This window comes from Streptomyces flavalbus (assembly GCF_042674625.1).
In the GTDB taxonomy this organism is placed as follows: Bacteria; Actinomycetota; Actinomycetes; order Streptomycetales; family Streptomycetaceae; genus Streptomyces; species Streptomyces flavalbus.
The window spans coordinates 7,206,926-7,223,030 of sequence record NZ_JBHTEB010000001.1 but is presented as its reverse complement, the minus strand read 5'-3'; the positions used below and the strand labels follow the sequence as shown (position 1 = coordinate 7,223,030).

General features: G+C 74.5%; 17 protein-coding genes. 11 read left to right on the top strand and 6 right to left on the bottom strand.

Annotated features, from left to right (window positions below; genetic code table 11):
- The first annotated feature begins 152 nt into the window (after window positions 1-152).
- Both ACFQZ6_RS32285 and ACFQZ6_RS32280 read left to right on the top strand, forming a co-directional pair.
- A complete protein-coding gene (locus tag ACFQZ6_RS32285; protein WP_381618824.1) occupies window positions 153-2,522 on the top strand; it encodes a SpoIIE family protein phosphatase in 2,370 nt (789 codons plus the stop codon).
- Window positions 2,523-2,579: 57 nt separating this feature from the next.
- Window positions 2,580-3,257: a DUF4232 domain-containing protein gene (locus tag ACFQZ6_RS32280; RefSeq protein WP_381616421.1), complete on the top strand. Its 678-nt coding sequence runs from the start codon at window positions 2,580-2,582 to the stop codon at window positions 3,255-3,257.
- A gap of 12 nt (window positions 3,258-3,269) precedes the next feature.
- On the opposite strand, the gene ACFQZ6_RS32275 is transcribed toward ACFQZ6_RS32280, so the two are convergent.
- Entirely contained in the window at window positions 3,270-4,181 is a 912-nt protein-coding gene (locus ACFQZ6_RS32275) for a helix-turn-helix domain-containing protein (RefSeq protein ID WP_381616418.1), read from the bottom strand.
- Window positions 4,182-4,243: 62 nt separating this feature from the next.
- Between ACFQZ6_RS32275 and ACFQZ6_RS32270 the strand changes: the two genes are divergently transcribed.
- Window positions 4,244-5,071 (top strand): phytanoyl-CoA dioxygenase family protein, encoded by an 828-nt coding sequence (locus ACFQZ6_RS32270; RefSeq protein WP_381616415.1) that lies wholly within the window; start codon window positions 4,244-4,246, stop codon window positions 5,069-5,071.
- Here ACFQZ6_RS32270 and ACFQZ6_RS32265 read toward each other — a convergent pair.
- Window positions 5,065-5,775, bottom strand: a complete 711-nt coding sequence (locus tag ACFQZ6_RS32265; RefSeq protein WP_381616412.1) for a VOC family protein — start codon at window positions 5,773-5,775, stop codon at window positions 5,065-5,067. The genes ACFQZ6_RS32270 and ACFQZ6_RS32265 overlap by 7 nt on opposite strands.
- Window positions 5,776-6,001: 226 nt before the next feature.
- On the opposite strand from ACFQZ6_RS32265, the gene ACFQZ6_RS32260 reads away from it, so the two are divergent.
- Window positions 6,002-6,850 (top strand): hypothetical protein, encoded by an 849-nt coding sequence (locus ACFQZ6_RS32260; protein WP_381616409.1) that lies wholly within the window; start codon window positions 6,002-6,004, stop codon window positions 6,848-6,850.
- 10 nt (window positions 6,851-6,860) lie between these two features.
- On the opposite strand, the gene ACFQZ6_RS32255 is transcribed toward ACFQZ6_RS32260, so the two are convergent.
- A complete protein-coding gene (locus ACFQZ6_RS32255) occupies window positions 6,861-8,210 on the bottom strand; it encodes a lipase family protein (RefSeq protein WP_381616406.1) in 1,350 nt (449 codons plus the stop codon).
- 328 nt (window positions 8,211-8,538) lie between these two features.
- On the opposite strand from ACFQZ6_RS32255, the gene ACFQZ6_RS32250 reads away from it, so the two are divergent.
- Window positions 8,539-9,165 (top strand): LysE family transporter, encoded by a 627-nt coding sequence (locus ACFQZ6_RS32250; protein WP_381616403.1) that lies wholly within the window; start codon window positions 8,539-8,541, stop codon window positions 9,163-9,165.
- Between the two features lie 31 nt (window positions 9,166-9,196).
- The gene (locus ACFQZ6_RS32245) at window positions 9,197-9,646 is read left to right on the top strand and encodes a nitroreductase family deazaflavin-dependent oxidoreductase (RefSeq protein ID WP_381616400.1); all 450 of its coding nucleotides are present in this window, start codon (window positions 9,197-9,199) and stop codon (window positions 9,644-9,646) included.
- Between the two features lie 103 nt (window positions 9,647-9,749).
- On the opposite strand, the gene ACFQZ6_RS32240 is transcribed toward ACFQZ6_RS32245, so the two are convergent.
- Window positions 9,750-10,709: a cation diffusion facilitator family transporter gene (locus ACFQZ6_RS32240; protein WP_381616397.1), complete on the bottom strand. Its 960-nt coding sequence runs from the start codon at window positions 10,707-10,709 to the stop codon at window positions 9,750-9,752.
- A gap of 169 nt (window positions 10,710-10,878) precedes the next feature.
- On the opposite strand from ACFQZ6_RS32240, the gene ACFQZ6_RS32235 reads away from it, so the two are divergent.
- Window positions 10,879-11,892 carry a glutathione S-transferase family protein gene (locus tag ACFQZ6_RS32235; protein WP_381616395.1) on the top strand — a complete coding sequence of 338 codons (1,014 nt, stop codon included), beginning with the start codon at window positions 10,879-10,881 and terminating at the stop codon, window positions 11,890-11,892.
- A 43-nt stretch (window positions 11,893-11,935) separates the two neighbouring features.
- Entirely contained in the window at window positions 11,936-12,232 is a 297-nt protein-coding gene (locus tag ACFQZ6_RS32230; protein WP_381616392.1) for a DUF4235 domain-containing protein, read from the top strand.
- A gap of 27 nt (window positions 12,233-12,259) precedes the next feature.
- Here ACFQZ6_RS32230 and ACFQZ6_RS32225 read toward each other — a convergent pair whose 3' ends face one another.
- Together ACFQZ6_RS32225 and ACFQZ6_RS32220 are read right to left on the bottom strand one after the other, a co-directional pair.
- Complete coding sequence (locus ACFQZ6_RS32225; protein WP_381616389.1) at window positions 12,260-12,652, bottom strand: VOC family protein; 393 nt, start codon at window positions 12,650-12,652, stop codon at window positions 12,260-12,262.
- A 103-nt stretch (window positions 12,653-12,755) separates the two neighbouring features.
- Window positions 12,756-13,703 carry a GlxA family transcriptional regulator gene (locus ACFQZ6_RS32220; protein ID WP_381616386.1) on the bottom strand — a complete coding sequence of 316 codons (948 nt, stop codon included), beginning with the start codon at window positions 13,701-13,703 and terminating at the stop codon, window positions 12,756-12,758.
- 80 nt (window positions 13,704-13,783) lie between these two features.
- Here ACFQZ6_RS32220 and ACFQZ6_RS32215 point away from each other — a divergent pair, with 80 nt between their 5' ends.
- From ACFQZ6_RS32215 to ACFQZ6_RS32205, 3 genes are all read left to right on the top strand, one after another.
- Complete coding sequence (locus ACFQZ6_RS32215) at window positions 13,784-14,734, top strand: NADP-dependent oxidoreductase (RefSeq protein WP_381616383.1); 951 nt, start codon at window positions 13,784-13,786, stop codon at window positions 14,732-14,734.
- Between the two features lie 75 nt (window positions 14,735-14,809).
- Window positions 14,810-15,265 (top strand): anti-sigma factor antagonist, encoded by a 456-nt coding sequence (locus ACFQZ6_RS32210; protein ID WP_381616380.1) that lies wholly within the window; start codon window positions 14,810-14,812, stop codon window positions 15,263-15,265.
- 104 nt (window positions 15,266-15,369) lie between these two features.
- Window positions 15,370-16,053, top strand: coding sequence for a DUF4230 domain-containing protein (locus tag ACFQZ6_RS32205; protein ID WP_381616378.1), 684 nt, complete (start codon window positions 15,370-15,372; stop codon window positions 16,051-16,053).
- Window positions 16,054-16,105 lie beyond the last annotated feature (52 nt).

Here is a 16,105-nt window from a genome sequence, read left to right as displayed (position 1 = left end):
GGAAGATCCACGGCAAACCCCGCGCCCGGACGCATGACGCCGCCGCGTCCCTGGGCACTCGGGGCTTGCCGACCGGTACGGACCAAAAGCACTAGTCTGGAACTCAGGCAACACAGTTGTTCACTGTGCGTGGACGCGATGGAGTGGCGATGGTGAGCCCGGATCACCCGTTCGACGAGGCCGCGACGGCCCGGGTCGCCCTCGACGGCGACGGCATCCTGACCGAGTGGAACGAGGGCGCCCGGCGGCTGCTCGGCTGGACCGCCGCCGAGGTGGTCGGCCACCCCGCCGCGGAGCTGGTCGCCGGTGGTCACCTGAAGCCCGTCAGCGAACTCACCGGCGACCGCCTCGGCGGCACCCTCACCCTGCGCCACCGGGATGGCCGAACGCTCCCCGTCTGGCTGCTCGCGCACCCCCGCACCCCGGGCTGGCTGGTGGTCACCCCCCTGGACGACGCGCCCCCGGCGCCCGGGGACGCGCTGGCCCACATCGACCTGATGCAGTCGCCGTGCGCCATGTCCATCAACGACGAGCACCTGCGGCTGCGCCGGGCCAACGAGGCCATGGCCGCGGTGCTCGGACTGCCCGAGGAACGGCTGCGGGGCCTCAGGCCCACCGACGTGAGCATCCAGCCGCACACCATCGAGCTGGAACGGCACATGCGCCAGGTCATCGCCAGCGGCCAGCGCAGCCACGTACGCCTCTACGTGCCGTTCGGCGGCGACGGCAAGGTCACCGCCTGGCTCGCCCTGATGGCCCCCGTCCTCGACGCCGAGGGCCGGGTGCGGGGGGTGAGCGTGGCCGCGCACGACTTCACCGAGCAGTACCTCGCCCGGGAGCGGCTCCAACTGGTCAACGAGGCCAGCGTCGGCATCGGCACCACCCTCGACGTCACCCGTACGGCACAGGAGCTGGCGGACGTGTGCGTGCCCGCCCTCGCCGACTTCGTCAGCGTCGACCTGCTCGACCCGACCGACGACGGCGACCCGCCGACCCGGCTCACCCCACCGGTGACCCTGCGCCGCGTCGCCCACCGCTCGATCCGCCCCGGCACCCCGGAGGCCGCGATCGCGCTGGGCGACACCGGGGCGTACCCGGCCGAGTCGCCGCAGGCCAACTCGCTGCTCACCGGCCGCACGATCATCGCCACGCTCCCCGACGACGACCTGGAGCGCTGGCTCGCCAAGGACGACCGCCGCCGCGCCCGGACCGCCGAGTACGAGGTGCGCTCCGGCATGTCGGTGCCGATCCGGGCCCGCGGCACCACCCTCGGCATCGCCGTCTTCTCCCGCTACCGGCGCACCGACCCCTTCACCCCGGACGACGCGCTGCTGGCGGAGGAGATCACCGCCCGCGCCGCCGTCTGCGTCGACAACGCCCGCCGCTACTCCCGCGAGCGCGACACCGCCCTCGCCCTCCAGCGCAGCCTGCTGCCGCGCAGCCTCGCGCACACCGCCGCCGTGGCGGCCTCCTCCCGCTATCTGCCCGCCGCCCGCTCCGGAGTGGGCGGCGACTGGTTCGACGTGATCCCGCTGTCCGGGATGCGGGTCGCCCTGGTCGTCGGCGACGTCGTCGGCCACGGCGTGCAGGCGTCCGCCACCATGGGGCGGCTGCGCACGGCGGTGCGCACCCTCGCCGACATCGACCTCGCCCCCGAGGAACTCCTCACCCACCTGGACGACCTGGTGGTACGGCTGTCCGAGGAGACCGGCGGCGACGGCAGCACCGGCGAGGTCGGCGCGACCTGCCTGTACGCCGTCTACGACCCGGTGTCCCGGCGCTGCGCCCTGGCCCGCGCCGGGCACCCGCCGCCCGTGCTGGTGCCGCCGGGCGGCGCGCCCCGGGAGGTGGACCTGCCCGCGGGACCGCCGCTGGGCGTGGGCGGGCTGCCCTTCGAGTCGGCCGAACTGGCGCTGGCGGAGGGCAGTCTGCTCGCCTTCTTCACCAACGGGCTGATCGAGTCCCCGCTCCGCGACGAGAACGCCGCCCGCGCCCTGCTGCGGGAGGCGCTGACCGAGGACTCCGGTTCGCTGGAGCAGACCTGCGACCGGGTGCTGCGCACCCTGATGCCGAAGGACGGCAGCGCCGTCGACGACGTGGCCCTGCTGCTGGCGCGCACCCGCGGGCTGCCGCCGTCGCAGGTCGCCACCTGGGACATCCCCGCCGACCCGGCGCTGGTCGCGCCGATCCGCAAGCAGGTCCTCGACCAGCTCGGCGAGTGGGGCCTCGGCGAGGCCTCCTTCACCACCGAGCTGGTGGTGAGCGAGCTGGTCACCAACGCCATCCGCTACGGCGCCCCGCCGATCCGGCTGCGGCTGATCCATGACGCGGCGACGCTGATCTGCGAGGTCTCCGACACCAGCCACACCGCCCCGCACCTGCGCCGGGCCAAGACCTGGGACGAGGGCGGGCGGGGGCTGCTCCTGGTCGCCCAGCTCACCCAGCGCTGGGGCAGCCGCCACACCACCGAGGGCAAGACGATCTGGGCGGAACTGACGCTCCTCGAACCGGAAGAGGGATGAGCGGTTCCGGACGGGGCACCCGAACGGTCACGGAGCGTGCGTGAGGAGAGCGGGAACATGACGGCTACCGTGTTACCGGCCCGGGGCCGGGCCGCCCTCGTGGGTGCCGTGGCCGTGCTGGCCGTGCTGGCCGTGCTGACAGGGCTCACCGGCTGCGGCACCACGGTCGGCACACCGGGCGCGGCGGACACCCCGGCGCCGCGCGAGGTGAGCCCGGCGGCCTCGGCGTCGGTGAGCGTGCCGAACACCTCGGAGCTGCCCGACATCACCGAGGAGGCCACGGTGCCCGGCGACGCCGCGCACGACAAGGACGACTCCGCCCGCTGCCACACCTCCGAACTGCGCGCGTCGGTGGGCCGCGGCTCGCCCGGCGCCGGGCAGCGGAACTACCCGGTCGTCCTCACCAACGCCTCCGGACGTACCTGCACCCTGCACGGCTACCCGGGCGCCGCGTTCGTCGACAGCGCGGGCGAGCAGCTCGGCCCCGACCCGCGGCGTGACCCGATGGAGGCGACCACCGTCCGGCTGGCGCCGGGGCAGCGGGCCTGGGCGGGGCTGAGCTTCTCCAGCCCGCAGATCAGCGGCGCGGAGACGGCCACACCGGCGGCGCTCCTGATCACTCCGCCGGACGAGTTCGACCAGCTACGGGTGGCGTGGACGGCCGGTCCGGTGCCCGTCGCCGGGAACGCCTCGACGGTGCGCCTGACGGTGGTCCGCCCCGGCACCGGGAGCTGACGGCGGCGCGCCTCAGCGGGGCCCGGCGGCCCGGTAGGCGCCGGGCGGGACGCCGTAGCGCTCGCGGAACACCCGGCTGAAGTGGAAGGGGCTGACGAACCCGGAGGCGGCGGCGACGCGTTCCACGGACAGCTCGGTGCTCTCCAGCAGCCGGGCGGCGTGCCGCAGCCGGGCCTCGCGGAGCGCCCGCATGGGCGACTGCCCCGCCTGCCGGGTGAACAGGTGCGCGAACCGCGACGGCGACAGGGCGACCCCCGCGGCGAGGGAGGCGACGGTGTGCGGGGCGCCCGGGTCGGCGGCGATGACGGCGAGGGCCCGGTGCACCCGGGCGTCGGTGCCGGGCGGGGGCGGCGGGGTGCGGGCGGTGGCGGTGGCGAGCACGACGGCCTCCTCCAGGGCGCCGAGGGCGAGTTCCCGGGCGGCGGTGCCGTGCGCCACGGCGACCAGTTCCCCGGCGTCCACGGCGGTGGGCGGGGCTCCGGTGCCGGTCCAGCGGGCGTCGGCGTGGGTCCGGCGCAGGGCGGCCCCGATCCGGGCGTGCAGCGCGGCGGGCACCGGGGTGACGGCGTACATGCCGTCCCCCACGGCGTACGGCCGCAGCCAGGTCAGCCAGCCCGGCCGGACCTGGCAGTGCGCCCACCAGAACCGCCAGTTCCGGGCGCCCGGCGCCACGCCGTACTCCTGCGCGACCCCGGGCGCGAGCACCAGCAGGTCACCCGCCGCCGCGTGCGCCTCGGCGGCGCCCTGCCGGAGCCGCCCCCGCCCGCCCGTGGTCCACACGACCAGCCAGCTCGCGGAACCGTCCGGCCGGTCCACCCGGTACCCGGCGGTCTCGTCGAACCGTCCGGTCACCAGCAGGCCCGGCGGCGGTGAGGGGTCGCCGGGCGCGGCAGCCACGGGCAGGTCCTCAGCGTTCACGGGCATCCTCCGAAACCGCGTCCCGGCCTAGCGTGGAAGGCGACGCCCCCCGACCCAGGAGGACAGCGATGACAGCCACGGGCATCGACGCCGCCGGTACCCCCATCCTGCCGGAGTCAGCCGTCGCCCGTTTCCGGCAGGACGGCTACACGGTCCTCCCCGGCCTGTTCGCGCGGGCGGAGGTCGACGCCCTGTGCGCCGACCTCGAAGCGCTGCGGGCCACCGGCCGCCCGGTGCCGGGCCACTTCGAGCCCCGCCCGGACGCCACCGGGGACCCGCTGGCCACCCACCCCCGGGTGATGCACCCGCACGAGTTCCTCGACCGCGCGCGGGACGTCCTCCTGGACGCGCGGCTGCGTACGGTCCTTGAGGTCCTCCTGGGCGAGGAGGTGCTGGCCGCGCAGAGCATGTTCTACTTCAAGCCGCCGGGCGCCCGGGGCCAGGCCCTGCACCAGGACAACTTCTACCTGCGGGTGGAGCCGGGGACGTGTGTGGCGGCCTGGCTGGCCTGCGACGTCATCGACCGCGCCAACGGCGGCCTGGAGGTGGTCCCCGGCACCCACCGGATGGACCTGTTCTGCCCGGAGGACGCGGACCCGGAGCTGTCCTTCGCCCGCGAGTACGTGCCCCCGCCGCCCGGCCTCAGCGCCGTGCCCGTCGACATGTCCCCGGGTGACGTGCTGTTCTTCAACGGCAGCCTGGTGCACGGCTCGGGACCCAACCTGAGCGCCGACCGCTTCCGCCGCTCGTTCATCGGGCACTACGTCGGCCGCTCGGCGCGGCGCATCGGGACGTACTACCGGACGGTGGCGATGAGCGGGGAGCGGGTGGTGCTGGCGGAGAGCGAGGGGGCGGGCCCGTGCGGCACGGAGTTCGCCGCGGGCGGGCCTCACTGAGCCGGGAGCAGCCGGAACGTGTTGCCGTCGGGGTCGGCCAGCAGGACGGCGCCGTCCGCGCCGTCGTCGAGGCGCTTCGCGCCGAGGGAGACCAGCCGCTCGGCCTCCGCCTGCTGGTCGCCGTCCGCGGCGAGGTCGAGGTGCAGGTCCTTGCCCGGGTCCGGCATCAGCGGCGGACCGCCCCAGGTGATCTTCGTGCCGCCGTCGGGTGACTGGACGGCGGTCTCCTCGTCCTGGTCCCAGACCAGCGGCCAGCCGAGCGCCGCGCTCCAGAAGTAGCCCACGGCCTGCGAACCGTCGCAGGCGAGCGCCCCGAGCAGGCCGCACCCGGCGAGGAAGCGGTTGCCCGGCGCGAGGACGCAGAACTCGTTGCCCTCGGGGTCGGCGAGCACCACGTGGGAGGCGTCGGGCCCCTGGCCGACGTCGGCGTGGCGGGCGCCGAGGTCGAGCGCCCTGGCCACGATCTCGCGCTGGCCCTCCGGGGACGTGGTGGTCAGGTCGAAGTGCAGCCGGTTCTGGGCGGTCTTGGGGGCCTCGGTGGGGCGAAAGGCGAGGCGGTAACCGGCGTCGTTCCCGGACAGCAGGGCGACGCCGGTGCGGGGGTCGTCGGCCCGCTCCAGGCCGCCGAGGACGCCGGACCAGAAGTGGGCCAGGGGCTCCGGCTGGTGTGCGTCGAAGGAGATCGCGATGAGTCGGCTGGTCATCGCGCCACGATAGGCGCGACTCCCGCGCGGGAGTACCGAATTACGGGTGGTCCTCTTACGGGTGGTCCTCTTACGGGTGGCACCCGCCCTGCCGTTGCTGCCCGCAGGTGACCCGCCCGGCGTGGGTGCGGGCCGGGGGGTGGGGCGGCGCGCATCCTCGGCCCAGGTGACCGGCGCCCGGCCGGTCCGGCCGTGCGGGAGGAAAGCGGTGCCGACACGTTCGCGCTTGCGCTCACTGGTCCGGATGCTGACGGCGGCGGCCGTCCTGACGCTGGCGCTCGGCGGGCCCGCCGAGGGGCGTCCCCTCCCGGCGCGGGCCCCGGCCGCCGAGCCCCCGGCGACGCTGTGCGCGCCCGCGGGCACCCTGCGCGGCGCGGCCGGGCAGCGCGCCACCGTCAGCCTGTGCGCGGGCAGCGGCACCCCGACGCTGGCCGTCTCCGCACCGGCGTCCTGCCACCGGCCCGGCGCCCGGGCCCGCCTGGGCTGTCTGACGTCGGGCAGCTGGACGGCGCGGCGGGACGGCGAGACCGTCGCCTCCGGCACGCTGCCCGGGTCGGCGGCGTACCCCGGGCCGGGGCGGTACGACATCGAGGCCGAGGTGCGGGTGCGCTCCGCCCCCGACGGGGTCGACCTGCGGGGCACGGTGCACGCCACCCTCACGCTGACCGCGCCGAAGGCGGCGCCCACCCACCGGGTGGAGGTCACCGGCGGTCCGCTGCGGCCGGGTGCGACGACCACCCTGACGTACACCGTGTACCGCGACAGCGACCAGGGCGACGGCAGCGCGCGGTTCGGGCTCATCGGTGAGGAGGGCAGCGGGGTGCGGCTGGTCACCGAGGACGCCCGCTGCGTCAACCCGCTGATCGGCCGTCACCCCTCCGACACCCGGCTGCCGCACGCCCTGGACTGCGCCCTCACCGACCTCCAGCCCGGCCACCCGGCCACCGTGACCGTCCGGGTGGCGCTGGACGCACGGTGCTCCACCGTGGTGTCCAAGCTGGGCTACTGGATGCCGCGCGGGCAGGCCCTCTACACCGGCGGGATGCTGGCGGGGCCGACCGTGGGCTGCGCGTAGGTGCGCGGCGTCAGGGCTGGATCGGCATGGACCAGCAGTTGCCGGACGCGGACTTGCCGGAGAGCCGGTCGGTGAGCCAGTCGACCGCGTCGCCCTGGTCGGTGAGGAGGGGGCCGAAGTGGTTGAGCAGCGGGCTGACCACGTTCGGCAGGATCACCGGCTTGTAGGTGACGTTGCCGCCCTTGCGGCACCAGTCGACGGCGAGCCTGCGGGACTGGCCGTGCGGGACGAGGTTGTCGTTGACACCGGTGGCGACGCGCACCGGGCCGGTCGGCTTCAGGTTGCCGATGCGCTGTTCGGCCAGGAAGTCCTGGAGCAGCGGCTCCGCCGCGATGATCTGGCTGATGGACCGGCCGTCCCTGGTCCAGGCGGTGCTGCGCTGGTAGCCGTAGGCGAGGATCGCGTCGCCGACGCAGCGGTGCGCCAGGTCGTCGAGCGCGGCGCGGCCCTTGTCGTTGATGTGCTCGTCGGCGAGGGGGCGCAGCGCGGGCTCGGACTGGAGGAAGCCGTTGAGCGACCAGCCGAGGGCGCCGACGAGTTCGCTGCCGTCGATGGCGGCGGTGACCTCGGTCAGGTCGGCGGGCGGCGCTCCGACGTAGCTGCCGGAGAGGGTCACGTCCGGGGCGTACGTCGGCTGGAGTTCGGCGGCGGAGGCGGTGGCGCCGCCGCCCTGGCTGTACCCGAAGAGGCCGACCGGCGAGGACGCGGTGACCGACGCGCCGCTCAGCGAGCGGGCGGCGCGGACCGCGTCCAGCACGGCGTGACCCTCGTCGACGCGGTTGACGTAGGTGTGCAGCCGGTCGGTGGCGCCGAGCCCGGCGTAGTCGGTGACGACGACGGCGACGCCCTTGGCCAGCAGCCGGTAGACGGCGAGGTCCTCGTAGCCGACGGAGACGGTGTCGCCGTTGATCGTCAGCGGGTACTGCAGGCCCAGGGAGGCGGCGCACTGGTCGCCCTGGCCGAGGGTGCCGGGGGCGACGGCGACGAGCGGGCGCGGTCCGGAGCCGGACCAGGCGGCGGTGGGTTCGATGTAGGCGCCGGTGACGGCGACCGGGCCGCCGCCGGAGTCGGTGGACTTGTACATCAGCCGGGTGGCCCGGCCGGGCAACGGGCCGCCCAGGCTGGGCAGGCTGAGCGCGAGCGGCAGGGGCTCGCTGCGGACGAGGGCGCCGTTGGCCGCGGGCAGGCTGGCGGGCGGGGTGTAGAACGCGGGAACCGTGATGGCGCGGCTGTCGCGCGCGGCTTCCCGCCCGGTCCCGATGGCCGCGGTGGCGGGCAGCGCCTGGGCGGCGAGACAGGCCGCCGCGGTGGCGGTGGTGACCGCCACGGCGAGCAGGCGGGGGCGGCTGCGTGCGGGCATGACTGACCTCCTGGTGACGGCAAGTAGGCAGAACGGACCTTGCTCGCGTCACTCCGGAGTGACGGCCCCGACAGTACCCAGCCTGGGGTTACTGGCGGTAGCACCCAGAAGGTTACGGTTCAGTAATGTGACGCTCCATCAGTGACGACTCCCGCGGCGACACGCGCACGGGGCACCGGGAAAACCGGTTGCCCCCACGGCACCGCGCCCCGCACGATCACGCCATGCCCGCTACCGCACACCCGCTGCCGCCGACCGCCGCCGCCCCCCGTACGCCGGGGACGCGACAGCGGCCGTCCCACCGGGGAGGGCCGACAGCGCCGCGGTCATGACCGGCGCGCTCGTCGCCGGGCTGGTCGCGGGGTACGGCATCGCCGTGCCGGTCGGCGCGGTGGGCACCTACCTGGTGTCCCTGACCGCGCGCACCTCGCTGCGCACCGGCGCCTGCGCGGCGCTCGGCGTCGCCACCGCCGACGGTCTCTACGCCCTGCTCGCCGCCCTCGGCGGCTCCGCGCTCGCCGCCGCGCTGCGCCCGGCGCTGGGGCCGCTGGGCTGGGTCGCCGCGCTGGTGCTGGTCACCCTCGCGGTGCGCGGCGCGGTGACCGCCGTACGCCAGTACCGCGAGCGACTGCGCGCCACCCGGGCGCGGACGCCCCCGCCCGGTCCCGGCCGGGCCTTCCTCGCGCTGCTCGGGATCACCCTGCTCAACCCGACCACCGTGATCTACTTCGCCGCCCTGGTCGTCGGCGCCCGCGCCACGGACGCCCCGCGCCCCGTGGAGCAGGCGGTGTTCGTGCTGGCCGCCTTCGCCGCGTCCGCCAGTTGGCAGCTGCTGCTCGCCGGGGGCGGCGCCCTGCTCGGCCGGACGCTGACCGGGCGCCGCGGGCGACTGGTGACGGCGCTGGTGTCGAGCGGCGTGATGGCGGGGCTGGCGGTGCATATGGTGGTGGCCTGAGCACGCGTACGTGACGAAGGGTACGAAAGCCATGCCTCTCGACGGCGAGTACGAGCCGAGCCCCGCCCAGTGGGTCCGCGACCAGGTCGAGTTGTACGAGAGCTCCGGCGGCACCGAGGGGACGACCCTCCGGGACACCGGGCTCCCCGTGATCATCATGACCAACCGCGGCGCCCGCAGTGGCAAGATCCGCAAGACGCCGCTCATGCGGGTCGAGCACGGCGGGCGGTACGCGGTGGTGGCCTCCCAGGGCGGCGCGCCGCGGCACCCGTTCTGGTACCACAACCTCAAGGCCGACCCGCGCGTCGAGCTCCAGGACGGCCCGGTCCGGCAGGACATGACGGCCCGTGAGGTCACCGGCGAGGAGCGGGAGGAGTGGTGGCGGCGGGCCGTCGCCGCCTATCCCCCGTACGCCGAGTACCAGGAGAAGACGGACCGTCTCATCCCGGTGTTCGTGCTCGAACGGACCGAGCACCAGTAACGCCGGTGAGGGGGGAGCCGGTGCCGTACGGGCCCCGGAGAGAACTCCCGGAGAAATTCTCCGCACGGGTGGCATGAAGCGCCCGGGGCCGGGCACCCGCACCTCATGCCCCGCCGCGTTCCCCCGTCGCGGCGGGGCTTTCCCCTGCCTCCTGCGCGAGGCGGTCGGTGACGTCGAGGAAGACCTGGTCCGCCTCGGGCACGGTGCGGGCGATGGTCCGCTTGATGCGTACGGCGACCTCCTCCACCCGCTCGCTGTCCAGGCCCGGCACCAGGTCGACGCGCGCCGCCACCAGGGTCGTGTCGACGCCGGTCTTCATCGTGAACAGCGCCTCCACGCTGTCGATCTCGGGCTGGGCCCGCAGCACCGCCTCGATCCGGCCGCTGGCCCGCGGGTCGGCGGCCTCCCCGATGAGCTGGTCCCGGGCGTCCCGGCCCAGCCGGTAGGCCACGTAGACCAGCAGCGCGCCGATCGCCAGCGACGCGGACGCCTCCCACACCACCTGCCCCGTCGCCATGTGCAGGGCCATCCCGGCCAGCGCGAGGCAGACGCCGAGCACCGCGGTGCCGTCCTCGGCGATGACCGTGCGCAGGGCGGGGTCCCGCAGCCGGGCGAGGCCGCCCTGGCGGCGCATCTGGTACAGGGCCCGCAGCAGCGAGGCGCCCTCCGCGAGCAGGGCCACGCCGAGCACGACCAGGCCCGCCACATAGCCGCCGAAGGACTCCTCGGTGCCGTTCCTGAGCGCCTCGAACCCCTGGAAGAAGGAGAAGCAGCCGCCCATGACGAAGATGCCGACGGCCGCGAGCAGCGACCAGAAGTAGCGTTCCTTGCCGTAGCCGAACGGGTGCCGCCGGTCGGCGGGGCGGCGGCTGCGGCGCAGCGCGGCGAGCAGGAAGACCTCGTTCAGGCTGTCGGCCACCGAGTGCGCCGCCTCCGACAGCAGCGCGGGCGACCCCGCGGCCATGCCGCCGATCGCCTTGGCCACCGCGATCACCAGATTGGCGGCGAGCGCCACGAGGACGGTGATCCGGGTCCTGCGGTCCGCCTTCCGGTCCTTCGTCATACGCCTTCCGTGGGGTCGGGTCGCCTGTGTCGTCGCCGTGCCGGGGGCCTGCCGGTCACTTCCGCCGAATGCCCCGGACGGGGAAGATCACACGGTGGCGGGCGGAAACGGGGGAAGTCGGGGAACCCGGAGGACGACGACGGGTTCCCGGTGCGGAGGAGAGCGGACCATGAGCGCGGACGGCGACGGCAACAGCGCGTACGGCAGGACCGCCTTCAAGCGGTCCAGGAGCCACTTCGCGGACCGGATCACGGCCGACGGCCGGGACGGCTGGCCGGTGGAGGCGGGCCGCTACCGGCTGGTCGTCAGCCGCGCCTGCCCGTGGGCCAGCCGGGCGGTGGTCGCCCGGCGGCTGCTGGGCCTGGAGGACGCCCTGTCGATGGCGGTGGCGGACCCCGTGCAGGACGACCGTAGCTGGCGCTTCACCCTGGACCCCGGCGACCGGGACCCGGTGCTCGGCATCCGCTTCCTCAGCGAGGCGTACGACCGGCGCGAGACCGGCTACCCGGGCGGCGTCAGCGTGCCCGCGATCGTGGACGTGCCCAGCGGGCGGCTGGTCACCAACGACTACCAGCGCATCACCCTCGACCTCGCCACCGAGTGGACGGCCCTGCACCGCGAGGGGGCGCCCGACCTGTACCCGCGGGCGCGGCGCGACGAGATCGACGCGGTGATGGCGGACGTCTACGAGGACGTCAACAACGGCGTGTACCGGGCGGGGTTCGCCACCGGCCAGCAGGAGTACGAGGAGGCGTGCGCCGGGGTGTTCCGGCGCCTCGAACTGCTCGCGGACCGGCTGGCGGGGCAGCGGTACCTGGTCGGCGACACGATCACCGAGGCGGACATCCGGCTGTTCACCACGCTGGTCCGCTTCGACGCCGTCTACCACGGCCACTTCAAGTGCAACCGCTGGAAGCTGACGGAGAACCGGGTGCTGTGGGCGTACGCACGGGACCTGTTCCAGACGCCAGGTTTTGGAGACACGGTCGACTTCGACCACGTCAAGCGGCACTACTACCAGGTGCACACCGGCATCAACCCGACCCGTATCGTGCCGCTCGGCCCGGACCTCGCGGGCTGGCTGACCCCGCACCACCGGGAGGAACTCGGCGGGCGGCCGTTCGGGGACGGAACCGCGCCCGGTCCGGTGCCCACCGGTGAGGAAGTGCCCGCGCCCCGGTAGGAATGGGGCGCACGGCCCGAACGCAGGAGTGAGGAGACACCAGGTGGCGTACAAGAAGAAGATCCCGTTCGGCTACCAGCCGGTCGGCTGGGTGCTCGGCTGGGCGGGCGGCGCGTTGGCGGGGATCGCCTTCCGCAAGACGTGGAAGGCGATCCGGCACGAGGACGACGCGCCCGACGCGCTCGACCCGGACCGCAAGTGGGGCGAGATCCTGCTGGCCGCCGCGATCCAGGGCGCCATCTTCGCCGCGGTGCGCAGCGCCGTGGACCGGGGCGGCGCCAAGGCCATCGAGCGCTCGACCGGCGTCTGGCCCGCCCGCGACAAGGGCGGCCGGGACTGACCCCGGGGCCGGGAGTGACCGGGGGGCTCAGCCCATCTTGGGCCCGTGCGGTACGGAGCGGCGGAGGCTGAAGGAGTGCCCCGCGGGGTCGGCGTAGGACCGTTCCTCGAACGGTCCCGTCGCGTCCTTGGTCTCCGTGGGGCGCCCGCCGAGGGAGACGATGCGGCGCTCGGCGGCGTCCAGGTCCGTCACCTCGAACTCCAGGTGCGCCTGGAGGGAGTTCTCGGGCCGCGGCCAGCTCGGCGGGGTCGCGTTGACGTCGCGGCGCAGGGCCAGTTGGGTGCCGTCCGGGCTCCTGATCTCCACCCGGTTGGCGGTGACGTGGATCTCCTCGGCGTCCAGCAGCTCCTTGTAGAACTCGGCGAGCTTCTCGGGCTCGGCGCAGTCGAGCACCACGACGCCCGCTTTCACCAGTGCCATGTCTCCTCCGTCGGATCCGGGGCGCGGGGCGGTGGTGCGCCGCGCCCTCCTTCCCACGGTTGTCCCGGCTGGGCGGATTCAGTCGGCCGGGGGACGCGAACGGTCAGCGGGTGAGCTGGAAGGTGCGGCGGTACGCCTGTGGGGAGACGCCGATCGCGGCGTGCAGGTGCTGGCGCAGGGAGGCGGCGGTGGCGAAGCCGACCTCGGCGGCGACGCGGTCGACGGTCAGGTCGCTGGACTCCAGGAGGTGGCGGGCGCGGGCGACGCGCTGCTGGATGAGCCAGCGGCCGGGGCTGAGGCCGACCTCGTCGTGGAAGCGGCGGGCGAAGGTGCGCAGGCTCATCGCGGCGTGCGCGGCGAGGTCCGCCAGGGTGAGCGGCTCACCGAGCCGTTCCAGGGCCCAGGCGCGGGTGGCGGCGGTGCTCGCGGCGCCGGTCTCGGGCACCGGCTGCTCGATGTACTGGGCCTGGCCGCCGTCCCGGAACGGCGGCACCACGCAGTACCGGGCGACGGTGTTGGCGAGCGCGCTGCCGTGGTCCTTGCGCAGCAGGTGCAGGCACACGTCCACCCCGGAGGCCGCCCCGGCCGAGGTGAGGACCTGGCCGTCGTCGACGAACAGCACGTCCGGGTCGAGGTCGATGTGCGGGTACATGCGCCGGAACCGGTCGGCGAGGTGCCAGTGCGTGGTGGCCCGGCGCCCGTCGAGGTACCCGGCGGCGGCCAGCACGAACGCGCCGGTACAGATGGAGACGAGCCGGGTGCCGGGCCGGACGTGGGCGAGCGCGGCGGCGACCGGCGCCGGGAGGCCGTCGGTGACGTACGGCGGCGCGACGGGCGCGACGATCACGGTGTCCGCGGTGGCCAGCGCCTCGGGGCCGTGCTCGGGCGTGATGGTGAAGTCCGCGGCGGTGCGCACCGGTTGGCCGTCGACGCCGCAGGTCAGCACCTCGTACCGGTCCGGGACCATGCCCAGGATGCGGCTGGGGATGCCCAGTTCGAAGGGGTAGACGCCGGTCATGGCGAGGACGACGACCCGGTGGGGAGCGCTCATGGCAGGATTCTATCGGAGCATGACCATCGTGCCATTTCCCCGGCGGGCGGGCGCGGGCAGGCTGGATGACCATGAACACCATGAGTTCCGTTCAGACGATGCGCGCTGTCAGCCAGGACGTCCTCGGCGGTCCCGAGGTCCTGAAGGTGGTCGAGGTGGAGCGGCCCGCCCCGCGACCCAACGAGGTGCTGGTGCGGGTCCGCGCCGCCGGGGTCAACCCGACCGACTGGAAGCACCGGGCCACCGGCGCGTTCCTCGGCCAGCCGCCGTTCGTCCTCGGCTGGGACGTCTCCGGCACCGTCGAGGCGACCGGCGTCGGGGTGGCCGCCTTCCGGCCCGGCGACGAGGTCTTCGGCATGTTGCCCTACCCGTTCGGCCACGGCTCGCACGCCGAGTACGTCACCGTGCCCGCCCGCGCCCTCACCCACAAGCCCACCGCGATCGACCACGTCCAGGCGGGCGCGCTGCCGCTGGTGTCGCTGACGGCCTGGCAGGCCCTGGTGGAGGTGGCGGACCTCCAGGCGGGCCAGCGGGTGCTGATCCACGCGGCGGCCGGGGGCGTCGGCCATGTCGCGGCGCAGCTCGCCAAGTCCCGTGGCGCCCAGGTGATCGGCACGGCGAGCGCGGGCAAGCACGACTTCCTGCGCGACGTCGGCGTCGACGAGGCGGTCGACTACCGCTCGACGGACTTCACGGAGGCGGTCCGGGACGCCGACGTCGTCCTGGACACCATCGGCGGCGACTACGCGCTGCGCTCGCTGAAGGTGCTGCGGCCGGGCGGGGTGGTGGTGTCGATCCTGCCCGTGGGCTCCCAGGAGTTCTACACGGAGGCGGAGCGGCTCGGCGTCCGCGCGGTGCGGATGCTGGTGGACGCCGACCGCACCGGCATGGAGGAGGTCGCCCGGCTGGCCGCATCGGGCGCGCTGCGCGCCACGATCGCGGGCGCCTTCCCGCTCGCCGAGGCCGCCAGGGCGCACGAGCTGGGCGACACGGGCCGCACGACGGGGAAGCTGGTTCTCGTCATGGACTGACCGGCGACGCGCTCCCGCCCTCGCGGTGAACTCCCTTACGCTCGGCTGGAATTCAACGACATATGTCAACTGAACATGCTGGAATTCACTCCATCGAGGGTAACTTGCAGGGCGGGAACCGTTGTGAAGCAGCCTGGAGGCGATGTCGTCGTGGGGCAGGAGGCCGCGCCGCTCACCCGGCATCTGCGCGTGCTCCAGAACGGTGGTCACACCGTCCTGGAGTTCCGCGGTGAGATCGACATCCTCGCGGCGGCGGAGATCGGCCCGCAGCTGGACGCGGTGACCGGGCAGCCGGGCTGCCGGATCGTGATCGACCTGCGGGGGGTGGAGTTCTTCGACTGCTCCGGGCTGCGGCTGCTGCACCGCGCCCGGGGCCGGGTGCGCGAGCACGGCGGCCAGCTCTCGCTGGTCTGCACCCATCCGCTGACCCTGCGGGTCCTGCGCATCACCGGCCTGCACCGACTGCTGCCCCCGCTGCCCACCCTGGAGGCGGCCCTCGGCGGCCCCGGCGCGCCCTCCGGCTCCTCCTGACCGCCGCGCCCCCGCGCGACTCCCCCATGGGTCGTACATCAGTCAACGAGCTGGTCTGGCAGGGGAATTGGGGGGCATCCGGTCAGTAGGAAGGAGGGCCGTCCATGACGACTCCCATCAAGCGCCTCCCGGCGCGGATGCCCGGCTGGGCCAAGGTGCTGAGCGCGCTCGCGCTGGTGCTCGTCCTGCTCTTCGCCGGTTTCCGGCTGAGCGTGGTCCCGGGCCTGAAGGACTTCTTCGGCACCGAGACCGAGGACCGCTCGGGTCCGGCCCTGCTGCAGTCCATCAAGGACATCAGCCGTTACGACGCCGCCTCCGGCAACTTCCAGATCGTGGTGGACCTGGAGAAGGACACCAAGTTCGTGCCCGACGCGATCCGCGGGTCCCGCACCCTGTACGTCGGCGCGGGCACCGTCGACGCCTACGTCGACCTCGGCTCGGTGGGCGAGCGGGACGTCACGGTCAACGAGGACCGTACGACGGCCAGTCTGCGCCTGCCGCACGCGAGGCTCGGCAAGCCCGCCCTCGACCCCGACCGCTCCTACGCCGTCTCCAAGCAGCGCGGGCTGCTCGACCGGCTCGGGGACGTCTTCTCGGACAACCCCAACAGCGAACAGGCCGTGCAGCGGCTCGCCGTGCGGCACATCGGTCAGGCGGCGCGGGAGAGCGAGCTGACCGCACGCGCCGAGAAGAACACCACCGACATGCTGGAGGGCCTGCTGGGCTCCCTCGGCTTCGAGGAGGTGCACGTCACCTACGGGTCGGCCACCGCGCAGCCGCGGCCCTGACGCCCGCCGGGCGCCCACCGCGTCCGCCGTTCCGCAGCACGCCCAGGGAAGT